Source organism: Nocardia sp. bgisy134, from assembly GCF_057708325.1.
Window position 1 is genome coordinate 450,288 of record NZ_JBYIRW010000002.1, and the last position, 15,577, is coordinate 465,864.

At 68.1% G+C, this 15,577-nt stretch carries 11 protein-coding genes; 4 read left to right on the top strand and 7 right to left on the bottom strand.

Annotation, left to right across the window (positions count from 1 at the left end; genetic code table 11):
* Positions 1 to 40: 40 nt before the first annotated feature.
* Positions 41 to 883: an NAD(P)H-binding protein gene (locus tag AC3ERS_RS05595; RefSeq protein ID WP_431964143.1), complete on the bottom strand. Its 843-nt coding sequence runs from the start codon at positions 881 to 883 to the stop codon at positions 41 to 43.
* 172 nt (positions 884 to 1,055) lie between these two features.
* Here AC3ERS_RS05595 and AC3ERS_RS05600 point away from each other — a divergent pair, with 172 nt between their 5' ends.
* The gene (locus AC3ERS_RS05600) at positions 1,056 to 1,616 is read left to right on the top strand and encodes an NADPH-dependent FMN reductase (RefSeq protein ID WP_431964145.1); all 561 of its coding nucleotides are present in this window, start codon (positions 1,056 to 1,058) and stop codon (positions 1,614 to 1,616) included.
* Positions 1,617 to 1,626: 10 nt separating this feature from the next.
* Here AC3ERS_RS05600 and eccE read toward each other — a convergent pair whose 3' ends face one another.
* Positions 1,627 to 3,276 carry a type VII secretion protein EccE gene (gene eccE, locus AC3ERS_RS05605; RefSeq protein WP_431964147.1) on the bottom strand — a complete coding sequence of 550 codons (1,650 nt, stop codon included), beginning with the start codon at positions 3,274 to 3,276 and terminating at the stop codon, positions 1,627 to 1,629.
* 113 nt (positions 3,277 to 3,389) lie between these two features.
* Here eccE and eccB point away from each other — a divergent pair, with 113 nt between their 5' ends.
* Positions 3,390 to 4,880, top strand: a complete 1,491-nt coding sequence (gene eccB, locus AC3ERS_RS05610; protein ID WP_431964149.1) for a type VII secretion protein EccB — start codon at positions 3,390 to 3,392, stop codon at positions 4,878 to 4,880.
* 12 nt (positions 4,881 to 4,892) lie between these two features.
* Here the strand turns inward: eccB and AC3ERS_RS05615 are convergent, their stop codons facing one another.
* From AC3ERS_RS05615 to eccD, 3 genes are all read right to left on the bottom strand, one after another.
* Positions 4,893 to 5,639: a potassium channel family protein gene (locus AC3ERS_RS05615; protein ID WP_431964151.1), complete on the bottom strand. Its 747-nt coding sequence runs from the start codon at positions 5,637 to 5,639 to the stop codon at positions 4,893 to 4,895.
* A 236-nt stretch (positions 5,640 to 5,875) separates the two neighbouring features.
* Positions 5,876 to 7,267 carry a type VII secretion-associated serine protease mycosin gene (gene mycP / locus AC3ERS_RS05620; RefSeq protein WP_431964153.1) on the bottom strand — a complete coding sequence of 464 codons (1,392 nt, stop codon included), beginning with the start codon at positions 7,265 to 7,267 and terminating at the stop codon, positions 5,876 to 5,878.
* A gap of 14 nt (positions 7,268 to 7,281) precedes the next feature.
* Entirely contained in the window at positions 7,282 to 8,748 is a 1,467-nt protein-coding gene (gene eccD, locus AC3ERS_RS05625) for a type VII secretion integral membrane protein EccD (protein WP_431964155.1), read from the bottom strand.
* 324 nt (positions 8,749 to 9,072) lie between these two features.
* Between eccD and eccCa the strand changes: the two genes are divergently transcribed.
* On the top strand, positions 9,073 to 13,116 hold the full coding sequence (eccCa, locus tag AC3ERS_RS05630; protein ID WP_431964157.1) for a type VII secretion protein EccCa: 4,044 nt from the start codon (positions 9,073 to 9,075) through the stop codon (positions 13,114 to 13,116).
* Entirely contained in the window at positions 13,095 to 14,558 is a 1,464-nt protein-coding gene (locus AC3ERS_RS05635; RefSeq protein WP_431964159.1) for a type VII secretion-associated protein, read from the top strand. The genes eccCa and AC3ERS_RS05635 overlap by 22 nt, the downstream gene beginning before the upstream one ends.
* 83 nt (positions 14,559 to 14,641) lie before the next feature.
* Here AC3ERS_RS05635 and AC3ERS_RS05640 read toward each other — a convergent pair whose 3' ends face one another.
* Complete coding sequence (locus AC3ERS_RS05640; RefSeq protein ID WP_431964161.1) at positions 14,642 to 14,929, bottom strand: WXG100 family type VII secretion target; 288 nt, start codon at positions 14,927 to 14,929, stop codon at positions 14,642 to 14,644.
* Positions 14,930 to 14,960: 31 nt separating this feature from the next.
* On the bottom strand, positions 14,961 to 15,305 hold the full coding sequence (locus AC3ERS_RS05645) for a WXG100 family type VII secretion target (RefSeq protein WP_431964163.1): 345 nt from the start codon (positions 15,303 to 15,305) through the stop codon (positions 14,961 to 14,963).
* Between the last annotated feature and the right edge of the window lie 272 nt (positions 15,306 to 15,577).

Below are 15,577 nucleotides of genomic sequence, written 5' to 3' on the forward strand. Positions count from 1 at the left end.
CGCGACTGCGCTCGCCGAATCGGTTCGCGATCGCGGATTGTCAGGAGGCCGCGGTCCGGAAGGCGTCGGCATGCGCTTCGGCCCACTGCCGGAAGGTACGCGGCGGTCGGCCGGTCACCTCGCGCACGGTCGGGTGGACCTCGGATTCGTCCAGTGTGCCGTCGATGAAGAAGCTCGTGAACGCCTCGGCGTAGGCGCGGGGCATGGTCGCCGCCAGTTCGGCGCGGGTCTCCTCCTCGTCGAGCTCGCGGCACACGAGCGGTCGGTCGAGAACCTCGGCCAGCACCGCGACCTGCTCGGCGGGCAGCAGCGCCTCCGGGCCGGTGAGATCGAGGATCCGGCCGTCGAGATCGCCGCCGGTCAGTGCCCGCGCCGCCACCGCGGCGATATCGGCGGGGTCGACGGCCGCGACCCGCACCCACGAGAACTGGGCTCGCACCACGTCGCCCGTAGTCAGTTGGGGAAGCCAGCGCAGCGCGTTGGACATGAACGAGCGCGGCCGCAGAAAGGTCCACGGCAGACCGGATTCGCGCACGGTTTGTTCGGACAGGGTCATGTACCGGGAGACCGCGTTGCCGAGATCCGCCAGCGCCGCGGAGCCGCCCGAGAGCAGCACCACCCGCGCCAGCCCGGCCTTGCCCGCCAGCGCGAGCAACTCCTCGAGGTTCTCGTAGCCCGGCATCAGATACATCCCGTGCGCGCCGTCGAGCGCGTCGGCCAGGGTCTCGGGTCGGTTCAGGTCGCCGGTGACGGCCTCGACGCCCGCCGGTAGCGACGCGCGCGCCGGATCACGCACCACCGCCCGGACCGGCTGCCCGCCCTCGGCGAGCGCGCGCACGAGTTCGGCGCCGATGTTGCCGGTCGCCCCGGTCACCACGTACATGGCGTCTCCTTCGGCTTCGTTGCAAAACATCGCCCCCGCAACGTCTTTCGGTGTCGCCCGTCCAATGTACGTGCCGTCCGCGCGGAGTGCCGGAATCTCGCGCTCGGCGTAACTCCGCTTGTCACGTGGACGTTCGCGGACTGCTTCCGGCAGCGTCTTCTATGCTCGCCGGATGGACACCCCGCTACGGCTCGAGGTCATCGTGGCAAGCGTGCGCCCGGAGCGGTTCGCTCCGGTGGTCGCCGATTGGTTCCTGCGCGTGGTCCGGACGCGGCCCGAATTCGACACCGGCGTCATCGATCTCATCGGGACGCCGCTGCCGACGGACCTCACCGACACGCCGGAGGCTCAGGCTTATCGGGCCAGGCTGGCGGCCGCGGACGCGTTCGTCGCGATCACCTCCGAGTACAACCACGGCTACCCGGCCTCCCTCAAAACCGCGTTCGACACCGCGAAGCGGGAGTGGCGCGCCAAGCCCATCGGCTTCGTCTCGTACGGCGGACTCTCCGGCGGCCTGCGCGCGGTGGAACAGCTTCGCCAGGTGGTCGCCGAGATCCACATGGTCTCGATACGGGAGACCGTCAGCATCCACCAGGCCAAGCGGCAGTTCGATGCCACCGGCACGCCGACCGACGGCGCGGCGATCGATGCGAGCGAGCGGCTGCTTCGCCAATTGGACTGGTGGGGACGGCATTTGCGGACCGCGCGGACGGCCGATCCCTATCCCGGCTGACGCCGGACCGTCAGTGCGCGGCGTTCGCGACGGGCCTGCGCCCGCGCGGATGCCCGATGTAGGTGGCCTCGCGCGGAATCGAGACGAGGGTGAGATCCACCTGCGCGGTTCCGGTGCGCAGCACCACGCGGTTGCCGATCGCGCCCGGCTGGTGGATGGACAGGTCCGGCCTCGTCGCGGGCCAGCCCATCGGGTCACCGGTCACATAGATCGTCGTGACACCGGCGTGCGGTGCGGGCGCGAGCACACCGTCCACCACCGTCGCGGTGAAACCCGCGTCGGACTGGTGGGTTTCGACGGCGATGGCGAGTCGTTCCGGGTTGCCGATGGTCTGCACCAGGTTCTCCCACGCGTGCGCCCGGTCGGTGCGGATCAGGATGCGCTCCCCGACGGCCAGCGCGCGGAACACCAACTGCTGCGCCAGGTAGAGCTCGCCCGCCACGTACACCGTCGAGATGCCGGTGCCGATGATGCGGACGGCCACACCTTGGTTGTTCTCGTCGGAGCCGATGAGCTGACCGCACCCGGAGGAGGGCAGGTGCAGTGCGCCGATGACGTCGATCGGGTACTCGGTCATCGGCACGGTGTCGTCGAGTCCCGGTACGGCCAAAGGCAAGTGCGCGAGCAGGCTGTCGCGGTGGCGTCCGTTCATCGACACCATGCCCTTGAGCTTGCCGTTCTCGGGCAGTTCGCGGGCGGTCAGTCGCCAGGCCGCGCCGATGCTCACCGATTCGGCGGAACTGCCTGGGCGCAGCCGCACGGTGACGGTGGTGCCGCGCGAGGGCGCGACCCACAGCTGCGCGAGCAGATCCGAGCCGAGCTGCTTCGGATCGACCGCGCTGCCGACGTTGACGGCGTTGCCGATCTCGGCGTAGCGCCAGCGATGAGTCAGGGTGCGCGGGTCGAAGCCCGAGGTGATCTGCAGGACCGCCTTGCGGATCTCGGGGGCGGTCAGGATGCGCGCGCTGCAGTCGGCGTCCTCCAGCGCGCGCATGATGCGTTGCGTCGCAATGGTTACCGCGCGTGACGCGCCTTCGCTGCCGCCGCCGCGGCGCGCCGCGGCCTCCGGGCAGGCGATCGCGTCGAAGCCGATCGCCAGCCAGACGGCGCGGTGCGCGGTGGCGGGCAGCGGGCCGAGCAGCGTTTCATAGATCTTGCCCGCCGGGGTGCCAGCGCGGCTGCGGTGTCCGTGGCTGATGATGTCGATGCCGCTGAGCAGGATGTCGTGCTGGTTGAGGCAGGCGGCGAGTTCCGGCAGCGGGAGCAGGTGCGAGGCGTGCACGGTGCTGCTGGAGATGCGGGTCAGCCCACCCTTGGGCGGCAGCACCTCGACCACCGTCACCACGCGGGTACCGTCCCAGTACAGGCCGAGCGAGCGGTCGTCGGGGCCGCGGAAGTCGACGGTGTCGCCGATCTCGTACTCGCGGTGGGTGACATAGCGCCACCAGGTCGCGATCCAGTCCAGCACGGTGCGTTTGGCGATCGGGATCAGCGGCAGCAGGCCGACGACAACGGCGACGCCGAGCGCGATCCACCCGCCGAGGCCTGCCACCAGCGCGATCACCGCCACGATCAAGCCGATCACCTGTGCGATCAACAGATTCGGCAGCGAGATGCGACCAAGCAGCGGGCGCGGTCCCACCCCTGTGGCTTCGGCCATCAGCGTCCCCCAAAGTACCCGGTATCGACCGTTTTCCACCGGCCGAGCTGAACAAGAGTCCCAGCGAACTGTACTGTGTTCCGCGAACGTGAGCACTGTTCGGGGGAGGAACCATGCCTTCAAAACCCACCACTCGCTGGCAGGTGAGCGGTTACCGCTTTCTGGTTCGGCGGATGGAGCACGCACTGGTGCGCCGGGATGTCCGCATGTTGCACGATCCGATGCGCTCGCAGTCCCGCGCCTATGCGGCGGGACTGGTGCTGGCCTGCGTCGTGCTCGCCGGCTGCGGCATTCTCGCGTTGCTCCGCCCGCAGGACAAGATCGGCACCAACACGCTGCTGATCGGCAAGGAGTCCGGCGGCGTCTACGTGATGATCGACGGCGTGGTGCACCCGGCGCTGAACCTGGCCTCGGCCCGGCTCGCCTCCGGTGAATCGGGCAAGGCGGTGATCGTCAAGGAGTCCGAGCTCGGCAAGAAGCCGCGCGGCCAGCTGATCGGAATCCCCGGCGCGCCCGCGGCTTTGCGCTTCGACAAGGACGGCAAGGGCCGGGCGTGGACCGTCTGCGACGTGATGAAGGTCGACGGTTCCAAGGACCTCACCACCACCGTGCTGGCAGGTGATCTGGAGCTGGGTGAGAAGGCCTCGGAGGTGCCCGCGGACCAGGCGCTGCTGGTGAAGGTCAAAGAGCAGGCGTACCTGGTCTACAACGAGACCCGCGCCCGCGTCGACATGACCGACCGCAGGGTGACGGACGCGCTCGGCATCACCGGCGCCATCCCGCGTCCCGTCAGCGAGGGTCTGATCAACGCGATTCCCGAAGTGCCACAGATCATTCCGCCGAAGATCAACGACCCGGGCGCGGCCGTGAGCTATCAGATCGGCGGGCACCGCGTCGGCGACGTGGTGCAGGTGTCCAGCGAGCCGGACGTGGATTACGTGGTGCTCCAGGACGGTCTGCAGCAGGTGTCCGAGCTGACCGCCGATATCATCGGCAACACCCACCGCCCGTCGTCCAGCAACACCGTCATCGCCCAGACCGACAAGGTGAGCGCGCCGCCCGCCAGGTCGCTTGCGGTGGATACCTATCCGCGGGCACGGCCGAGCATCGTCGAGGTCAAGGACCGTCCGATCAGCTGCCTTTCCTGGAAGCCGAACCCGGCTGCCGCCGACAACAAGGACGGCGGTAAGCGCGCCGACCTCTCGGTGATCGCGGGCGTCGCACTGCCGATGCCGGACAAGGCGAAGGCGGTGCCGCTGGCCCAGGCCGACGGCTCGGGTCCGAACGCGGACTCGGTGTACGTGCCCCCGGGCACCGGCGCGTTCGTCCAGACCACCGGCATCGAACCCGACAGCAGGCGCAAGGACTCCCTCTTCTACGTCGCCGACACCGGCGTGCGCTACGGCATCAAGAACCCCGACGCGCAGAAGGCCCTCGGCATGGACGCCCAAGCCGGAGTGAAGCCAGAGCCGGCGCCGTGGCCGATCATCGGTCTCCTCGCCAACGGTCCCACCCTGGGTCGCGAGGAAGCGATGGTGGCCCACGACGGTGTCGCGCCCGACCCGTCACCGGCCGCGAAGCCCGTGGGCAATCAGCAGAAGTAGCCGTTCGCCGAGTCAGCGGCGGTCGGCGTCGGCTTCGCGCAGCGAGGCGACTTCGCTGCGGAGCGCGCGGACTTCGTCGAGCAGCACGGAGATCTCGCGATCGGTGCGCTCGGCGCTGGCCTCGACGGACTTCAGCTGGTCGATCACCCAGCTCGTCGTGGTGCCGATCGCGAAGCTGATCAGGCCGATGCCGAAGGTCATCAGGATCAAGGAGATCAAGCGGCCCTCGGTGGTCACCGGATAGATGTCGCCGTAGCCGACGGTGGTCACCGAGACCGCCGACCACCACAGCGCGTCACCGAAATCGGTGACCTTGCTGTCGGCCACGCCGTACTCGGCATCGAAGAACGCCAGGCTGCACAGCAGCAGGATCAGTACCGAACTGGCGCCGACGAACACCGCGAGCCGGGCGCGCGTGACGGTGTTGCGATTCAGCGTGTCCAACAACAGCAGTGCCGCCCGCAACAGCCGCAGCGGGCGGAACGGCGGCAGCACCACGATCAGCAACTCCAGCGGATGACGCCGCACGAACCGAAGCCGGTCCGTCGACAGCCACAGCCGCACCGCGAAGTCGCCCGCGAACAGCGCCCAGATCAGGATGTCCACGCCGGTCAGCCAGGAGTCCAGCCTGGGCGAGGCCCCGGTGTCGAGCACGTGCCACGCGTACACCCCGAGAAACGTCACCGCCAACGCCATCATCGGAACGTTGGTAGCGCGCTCCCACGCCTGCCTGCGGGTCGGTTGTTGCGAGTCGATCATGGAAACTGCCTACGTGCCTGGTGGAAAGGTCCGCCGCGCCTTCGGGCGCGAACTTTCGCAGACACTACGCGACGCGTGGGGCGCGGCGGGCGGTGATCAAGTCCGGGAACATCTGAAGCGGTACCGGATCGACTGACAGGTGGGGCTCGAGCATCCGCGGGATGTTCGAGCCCCACCTGCGTTGTCACTCGATGCCGGTCGACTTTCGCTGCGGAAAGTCGATCTTCACCGCGACCTCATAGATCGTCGGAGGCAACACCGAACCGTCGCCTTATCGGAAATGACGCGAGATAGCCGAGGAGTAGTAGGCCGGCGATCGTGCCGGAGCCGATCAGCGCGACATCGCGTGCTCGATTATCCGGCGGCGGTGGCGGCGCGGGCACCGCCAGCTGCTGGTTCTGAGCGGGACTCGGCCGCTTGGGAGGGAGCTGGTTCGGCACCGCATTCGTCAATGCCGCGATCGGGTCGACCGCGCCGTACCCGAGGAAAGGGTTCCAACCCTCGGCGGGCGCGTGGGCCGTCGCCTGCAGACGTTTGATCACCTCGAGGGCCGACAACTCGGGAAAGCGAGCGCGCACGAGTGCGGCAACCCCCGAGACGTACGGCGCCGCGAAGCTCGTACCTTGCATGGGGCTCGGCTGATTCTGCTTTCCGATCGTCCCATTGGCGGTGCCATTGCTGTTCGTGTCCAGTGAGACGATGTTCTCGCCCGGCGCGGCGATGTCGACCCACGGGCCCGGCACCGTGAACTGTGAAGGCTGACCATTCTGGTCGATGGAACCCACCGCGAGCACATAATCGTCGAACCGCGCGGGTGTCACATTGGTGGACAGCTTTTGCCAGAGATCACCCCCCGGGTCGAGCGGGTTCACGTCAGGGTTCCCTGCTTGACATTTGTCTTCTTTGTTCCCGGCGGCAACTACTACCACGACATCTCGCTCGATCGCGGCGTACTGAAGCGCCGCGCCGAGGGGGCCGTCGTTCGGACTCGTCGAGCCTGCCACGCAAGCGACAAGCGAGATATTGATGACCGTTGCCCCCATATCCGCCGCGCGCCGCACAGCCGAGGCCAGCGCTTCGATGCGGCCGTACCCCTCCGGCGGATCCTCCGGACGCTGCTCTTGCGATCGACCAGCGACCTGGAACAGTTTGCTGGTTTGCCTGATCGACAGGATTCGCGCGTCGGGGGCTACGCCGGAGAATCCTTGACCGTCGATCTGTTCGGCCGCGATGATGCCGGCCACCGCAGTGCCGTGGGCATCGCAATCGCTGGTGCCGTCGCCGCCTTCGGCGACGTAGTCACCACCCGGTTCGAGGCCAGGAAGGCGGGGGTGTCGCGCGACACCGGTGTCGATGACGGCGACGACTTGACCTGAGCCGCGGGAGAATTCCCAGGCGCGGGGCAAGTCGAGCGAACGCTGCGGCAGCGGGATGAGAGGACCGTCCCCACCCGATTGCGTACTGACGCACGGGTTGTTCGCCTTCTGCTCGGTCTTCTCCGGCGGGACGGCGGGGTCGCCAGGTGGGAGCAGAGCAGGATTGATCGGAGGCGGTCGATCGGCGTAAGCGGTGCCTTGTCCGAGACCGATCGATGCGCTCAAGCCGAGTGCCACCGCGACGATGAGCACTCGGGGACTCGCGTTCACAGCCCGCGGACGAGCGAGTAGAGCGAGGCCACCCAGAACACCAGCGGCAGCACCGCCGCGACGAACGCGTACTCGAGCAGCTCGACGCCGCGCCGCATCGGCGGCGTCGCCGTCTGGTTCGGGATGATGATGCCGAGAATCAGCGCCGCCACCAGAATCAGCATTGCGGCACCGAAGACGGCCAGCGGCATGTCCATCGCGAAACCGGCGCCGACCAACATGATCAGCACGATCGATGCGCCACCGGCGATCAGCACGACGGCCTGTTCGGCGCCCGCGTAGGTGCGGCTGCGGAACATCAGCACCGCCGCGCAGACCAGCGCCAGCGCGATGCCCTGCCAGTACGGGTCGCCTGACTCGGGATCGGTGGCGGCGAGCGCGCCCGCGACGGTGACCAGCGTGGTGGCGGAGACCAGACCCGCAAGGTACATCCGGGCCCGTTCCGACTTCACCCGCAGCGCCTCCATGGTGGGCAGCGCGCGGTGGTCGTCAGGGTCGTCTTCGGTGGGGTCGATCGGGGTGCCCGGCGAAGGCACCGGCGGCAGCGGCAGCTTGGCCAGCAGCATCGAAACCCGCGGCGACAGCGAAAGACCCGCGAGGCCGAGCGCCGCGGCCACCGCGCCGATGGCCTTCAGCGGCTGATCGGTGAGCAGCCCGACCAGGGCGGCGGGCACCGCGTACACCGCGAGCGTGGCCGCGCCGATGAACAGCGCGAGACCGACGCCGGTGACGCGCCACGCCAGGATCGCGGTGGCCCCCACCAGAACCGATCCGAGAAGGATGTGCGCCCAGCCGTAATGATCGGGCACATAGAGCATTCCGGCCGTCAACGCGGCGGGAAGCGCGCAGCCGCCGAGGACGAGCGCGGTCGCGGTGTCGCCGTACATCCGGCTCAGCACCATGCCCGCGACGACGAGCAGGATCGCCACCGCCAGCGCGATCGAACCGCTCACCCACTCCGGTAGCTCGTCCGGCGCGAGCAACAGTCCGAGGCAGCCGACGATCATCGTCAGCGCGGCCAGGATGGAGCCGGTGATCCGCGCGACCTTTGGGGTCCAGCTGCGGTAGTGGTCGGTGTCCGCGATCGCGACGTTGTACATGATGTCGTCGAACAGCGGCGTCGGCGCGGTGTGCGAAGCGCTTTCCAGCATCAGGAGTTCGCCGTCGCGCACGCCGTGCTCGCCGAGGCTGAGCGAGTTGGAGAACGGCGGGTGGCCGATTCTGGCCAGCACCCACTCGGCGGGCTCGAAGCGCTCGCCGTCGTTGTCGAAGTCGTTGGTACGGCTGTGCTGGGCGACCATGTCGACGACGCTCGGGATGACCAGCGCGACCGGCACGTCGACCGGAATCGCCATGTCCACCTGGGTGTGCTTGGCCAGGATCGTCACCCGAGCCAGGTCCGGCGCACGGACGATACCGCGCGAGGAGTCTTCGTCGATATGGTCAAGTCGCGCGTGCGTCAAACTTCCCCCAACCTGGTGTTCTACCTCGATTTTCCGCTGACCCGTCGCGCTGGGGGGCGAGCTTGCGACCCTGGCGTCGGGGCAGCAGAATGCAGGTCGAACTGTACGACATGTCGGCGGTGGCCTCTACACTGAGCCCGAAGTCGCAGCATGTGAAGAGGGGGAATTCTCGTACGATGAGCGAACGCAGTGAGCGATTCATGTGCCAGCGCGCATCGCGCATGCCGGAGCCGAGCGTTAGCGAGGCGCAGCCATGAGCGAACGCAGTGAGCTAGTCATGTGCCTGTGCGCATCGCGTATGGCGGAGCCGAGCGAGGCGCGCGCATGAGCACCGTCCGGTTCCAGCGCCGTGCTCGTCGGGAGATGCCGCGTACGCCGGGTGGCGAGGTCACCCTGCAGCCGCCGCCCGAGATCCCAAGGGTGACACCGGGAAATCTGCTGATGAAGCTGATGCCCGTCGTCATGGTCATCGGCATGGTCGGCATGATGGCGCTGATGTTCACGCAGGGCGGCGGCATCGCGTCGAACCCGATGAGCATGATGTTCCCGGTCATGATGCTGTTCTCCATGGTCGGCATGTTCGCGGGCCAGGGCGGCGGCAAGGGCCAGAAGGCCGCCGAGGCCAACGAGGACCGCAAGGACTACCTGCGATACCTGGACCAGGTGCGCAAGGACGTCGACGACACCGCCAAACAGCAACGCGCCTCGGTGGAATGGAGCCACCCTGAGCCCGGGCTGATCTGGATGCTCGCGGGTACCAGCCGCATGTGGGAGCGCCGCGCGGGGGACAAGGACTTCTGCCACGCCCGCATCGGCATCGGCGGGCAGCGCCTCGCCACACGGCTCGTCGCGCCGGAGACCGGCCCGGTCGAGGAACTGGAACCGATCGCGGCGGTGTCGCTGCGCCGTTTCGTGCGCGCCCACTCGACGGTGCCCGACCTGCCGACCGCGATCGCGGTGAAGGGCTTCGCGACGATCGCGCTGGACGGCGATCGGGCCGAGGCGCGCGACATGGTGCGCGCGATGTTGTTGCAGCTGTGCATGTTCCAGGGCCCGGACCAGGTACTCGTCGCGGTCGTCTGCGGTCCGGACACCGCACCCGAGTGGGAGTGGACCAAGTGGCTGCCGCACACCCAGCACCCCGACGCCCAGGACGGCATCGGCACCCAGCGCATGTTCTTCGGATCGATCCGGGAGGCCACCGCCGGCCTGCATCCGCTGCTGGCCAACCGCGTCCGCTACTCGCGTAACCAGCCGGCGAATGCCGGTCTCGTGCAAGTCATTCTCGTGGTCGACGGCGGTCTGCTCGAGGCCGAGGACGACCACCTGCGCGAATCCGGCTACGAGGGCGTCACCATTATCGACCTGTGCGGATACGCACCGCGGCTGGCGGTTTCGCGCGGCATCAAGATGATCGTCGAGAACGGCGAGTGCGTCGGTCGTGGCGCCACCGGCAACCAGGAGCGGTTTGCGCTCATCGACCGGGTCAGCGCGCACCAAGCGCAGCAGGCCGCGCGCAGGCTCGCGCCGTACCGCGCCGCCACCCAGCGCAGCAGCGACGTGGAAACCGAGGACGCCGAGGTCATCTCGACGTGGGCGCAGCTGATGAACCTCGGTGACATCGGCTCGTTCAACCCCGAGAGCGCGTGGCGCCCGCGCTACGGCCGGGAGCGGCTGCGCGTCGCGTTCGGTGTCGACGCCGCGGGTCTGCCCATCGAGCTCGACATCAAGGAAGCCGCCGAGAACGGCATGGGCCCGCACGGTCTGTGCATCGGCGCCACCGGTTCCGGTAAGTCCGAGTTCCTGCGCACCCTGGTGCTGAGCCTGCTCGCGACCCACTCGCCCGACCAGCTCAACCTGGTCCTGGTCGACTTCAAGGGTGGTGCGACGTTCCTCGGTCTGGACGGCGTGCCGCACGTCGCGGCCGTCATCACCAACCTCGAGGAAGAGGCCGACCTCGTCGACCGTATGAAGGACGCGCTGGCCGGTGAGATGAACCGCCGCCAGGAAGTGCTACGCCAGGCGGGCAACTTCGCCAACGTTTCCGAGTACGAGAAGGCCCGCGCGGCGGGCGCCGATCTCGACCCGCTGCCCGCGCTGTTCGTGGTGCTCGACGAGTTCTCCGAACTGCTCACCCAGCACCCGGATTTCGCCGAGCTGTTCGTGATGATCGGCCGCCTCGGCCGCTCGCTGCATGTGCACCTGCTGCTCGCCTCGCAGCGGCTGGAAGAGGGCAAGCTGAAGGGCCTGGAGAGCCACCTGTCCTATCGGATCGGTCTGAAGACGTTCTCCGCCAACGAATCCCGCCAGGTGCTCGGCGTACCCGACGCCTACAACCTGCCCAACAGCCCCGGTGGCGGCTACCTCAAGTCCGACTCCGGCGAGATCCAGCGGTTCCAGGCGTCCTACGTCTCCGGCGCGTACGTCGGCGGCGGCTCGCAGCGCGAGGTCACCCAGGCCGGTGTCGCGGGCGGCGAGATCGACGTGAAGGCAAGGCCTTTCACCGCCCACCACGTGGACTTCCGTGCCATCGACCGGGTGCCGCTGCCCTCCCAGGCGAGCCACGAGCCGGAGGAGCATCGCACCGAAGAGGGCGAGCAGATCTCGAACGTCAACATGCTCGTCTCGCGCATCCGCGGGTACGGCCGTCCGGCGCACGAGATCTGGTTGCCGCCGCTGGACGAGGCGTCCACCCTGGATCAGCTCATCCCGCGCTCGATCCTCACCGGCGAATACTCGGCCGTCGCGACGCTGCGCGCGCCGATCGGCATCGTCGACCGCCCCTACGACCAGCGTCGCGATCCCTTGGTCGTGGACCTCTCCGGTTCGCGAGGCAACGTCGCGGTGGTCGGCGGTCCGCAGTCCGGCAAGTCGACCGCGCTGCGCACCATGATCATGGCGATGTCGATGACGCACACCGCCGAGCAGGTGCAGTTCTACTGCCTCGATTTCGGTGGCGGTACCTTGGCCAGCCTGGAGGGCCTGCCGCACGTCGGCTCGGTGGCCAGCCGTCTGGAAGAGGACAAGGTCCGCCGCACCATCGCCGAGATGACCACCATCGTCCGCCAGCGCGAGGCCCGCTTCCGTCAGCTCGGCATCGAGTCGATGGCGGAGTTCCGCCGCCTGCGGTCGATGGATCCGTCCAGCAGCCCGGGCGCTGCGGGCGCGCACGAGGACCCGTTCGGCGACGTCTTCCTGGTGATCGACGGCTTCGGCTCGATCCGCCAGGATTTCGATCCGCTCGAGCAGCCGATCATGAACCTTGCGGTGCAAGGCCTTTCGTACGGCGTGCACGTCGTCATCGCGCTGGCCCGCTGGGCCGAGGCCCGTCCCGCGCTCAAAGACCAGATCGGCACCCGCATCGAGCTGCGGCTCGGTGACCCGATGGACTCCGACCTCGGCCGCAAGTTCGCGGCGCTGGTCCCGATGGGCCGCCCCGGCCGCGGTATGACGCCGGACTGCCTGCACATGCTGACCGGTCTGCCGCGCATCGACGGCAGCGCCGACCCGACCACCCTCGGCCAGGCCGTTGCCGACGCCGTCGCGACCATCGCGCGCCTGACCCCGGGCAGGCACGCGCCCGCCGCGCGCATGCTGCCCGAGGTGCTGCCCCGCGAACAGCTGCTGCACCTGGCCGGGAATTGGCCCTCACAGCTCACCGTGGGTGTCAAGAACATGCGAATCCCGCTTGGCATCAACGAATCCGAGCTCGCGCCGGTCTACATCGACTTCAACGAGAGCCCGCACTTCGTCATCATCGGTGACACCGAGTCGGGCAAGACGACGCTGCTGCGCTCGATCATCGAGGGCATCGCCGCCGCCAACTCGCCGAACGAGGCCCGCTTCATCCTCGGCGACTACCGGCGCACCATGCTCGGCCTGGTGCCCGACGGCTATCTCGCCGGATATGGTTCCACCGCACCGCAGTTTACGCAGAACATGACCGACCTAGCCGCATACGTCGCCCAGCGAACGCCCGGCCCGGACGTCACGCCGCAGCAGCTGCGCGAGAGGTCCTGGTGGAGCGGACCGGAGCTGTTTGTCATCGTCGACGACTACGACCTGGTCGCCACCTCCATGGGCAACCCGGTCTCGGCCCTCGTCGAACACCTGCCGCACGCCCGCGATCTCGGCTTCCACCTGATCGTGGCTCGTCGCGCGGGTGGCGCCAGCCGGGCCATGTACGAGGCCACCATGGCGCGAATGAAGGACCTCGGCTCGGCAGGTCTGATCATGAGCTGCCCGAAGGACGAGGGCGTGCTGATGGGCACGGTGCGGCCGAGCCCGCTGCCGACCGGCCGCGGCACGTACATCACCCGTAACGCGCAGGAGCTGATCCAGCTGGCATGGATGCCGGCGGCCGAGTGATGTCGACGGTCGACCTTGTCCTGACGGACACCCGTATCTGGGCGCGCGGCCCAGCCACGCACTGGGACGCGCCGCCCTCGGTCGTGTTGGGCAGCAACGGAAATCTGGTCATCGGGGAGTCGTTGAACCCGCCGACCCAGGTCAGCTCCGCCGTCCAATTCGTACCCGCGGACCGGATCGCGCTACTGCCGCGCGTCCCGGCGGTGTCGGAGGCGTTGACCGCGGTCTTCGGCACGGCGTTGCAGAACCTCGGCGTCGCCGTGCCGTGTGAACGCATCACCCTCGTCTGCCCGACGCAGTGGGGCGGCCCGCGGCGCGCCGTGCTGGACGCCGCCGCCCGCCGGTTCGCGCACGACGTGGCATTCGAGGACATGGCCGCGCGCGCGGTGGCCGCCGACGAGCGCACATCGCGCAGCCGCCGCACCATCGTGCTGGAATTCGGCGCCACCACCACCGCCGCCACCGCGGTGACGCGCAGCCATCTCGGCGTCCACGTCGAAGCCTGCGAATACGAACCGAATCTCGCCCTGGCCGACCTCGGTCTCGACCAGCGAGCGTTCGACCTGCTGACCGCCCTGATCACCCGTCTGCTCGACGGCAGGCCTGCGGATGTGATTCAGGCCGTGGGTGTTTCCGATCCGGCCAAGCTCGACCTCATCGGCGCCGCGGTGCAGCAGTCCTGCGGTGCAGACGCCGAGCTGCGTCCGATCTCCGGGGCTGAACTGGTCCGCGGGACACATCAGGAACCGGAGTACCGGCCCGAAGCGGCCCCCGCCCTGCCTACCAACGAATGGCTCCAGCCGCTGCGCGAACGCGCCGCCGCCCAGGCCCCGGACCGCCCTATCGCCAAGTACGTCCTCGCGGGCGTTGCCGCGGTCGCGGTGATCGCTGCCGTCGTCGGTGGTGTCGTCGTGGCGGGCGGTTCCGACGAGGCCACGACCGCAGCCCCGACCTCCACCACAGCGGCCGCAGCGACGACCACTGCTGCCCCTGTCCGCCCGCCGCACCCGACGGGTGCACCTGGGGCACAGGAAACCTTGGGCCGCATCCGTTTCCAGGTTCCGGAGGGCTGGCGCCTCGCTCCGCCTTCCGCTCAGAGTGGCGGTCGCGTCGACCTGTCTCCACAAGACGGCGCGCGCCTGCGCATGACCCTCGTCCAGACCCCGGTCGCCCCCAACGCAGGCTACGAACAGATCGCCGCCAATCTCGAAGCCCAGATGAGAACGAAGCCGTCCATCGGCGACCTCCGCAGCGACGTCGTCTTCGGCGGCCGCTCCGGCCTCTCCTACGTGGAACGCCCGGAAGGCTCCACGGTCCAATGGCATGTGCTGGTGGAACACGGAATCCAGGTCAGCATCGGCTGTCAGTACGTGGGCAACACGTGGAGCGGTTTCGAGCCCACGTGCGAGAATTTCGCGTCGACGGTGCACGTGATTCCATAAGCGGGAACCTGCTCGGCACAAACTGATTCGGGCCCCCAGCGAAACGCTGGGGGCCCGAATCGTTCGAGTCGATCCAGTCGAACTCAGAAGAGGTTGGCGAGCGCGACGTCGGTGCCCTGCAGCTCAGCATTGCCCGTACTGACGAGCTGGCCCGCGCCGCGAAGCGTGTCGTTCAGCTGGCCGACATGCTGGTTCCAGACCCCCTGGAACTCGAGGACGGCGTTGCGGGCCTGACCGCCCTGCTCCATGAAGAACGCTTTGATCTCCGAGTGGAACCGCTGCAGCTCATCCCCGATGTCCTCGGCGCGACGGACGATCTGCTTCGCGCCCTCGTCGACGCCGGCGAAATTGGCGGAAATCGGCTTGCTCATGTTTGAAGCTCCTTCTGTGCGGGATTCTGGGTTAGACGGCAGGAAGGTCGAGGCTCGAGACCTGTGCCTGCACCTTGGCGGCGTGATCCTGGTCGTGTTCCGAGAACTGACTGGACATCTTGAAGAGCTTCTCAGAGGTTTCCATCAGCTTGTCGTTCATCTTGTCGGCCTGGAAGTAGTACCGCTCCATGAACGCGTTGAACGCGTCGCGGGCCGCTCCCTGCCAGTTGGCGCCGTTGGTGACATTGTCTTCATCCGACTTCAGCTGCCGGATGGCCTGCATGAGCCGGTCATGCTGCTCCTGGAACTGCTTCGCCTTCGCATTGATGCCCTCGGTATCAGCACTGAAGTTCGTGGAATTCCCTGCTTCAGACATTGCGATTCGCTCCTGCTTCTGCTCACGGTCAACGTCGCAACAGTCAGCTGACCTCGTTCATATGGTTGGACGCGTCTTCGGCTCGATCGGTTCCATCGAATGACGAAAAATTCGATGGATTCCGTCGCGTCTTGCCGTCTTGCGCGTTGTCGACTGGCTACACCGTGGACTGGCGGGCCTGGATGAGATCCCCCGGACATCTCGGACCGCGGTGTCTCCACGTCGGTCGCTGCCAGCGCTACGCTCCCCTCCTTCCCCCTGCTCGCGACCAC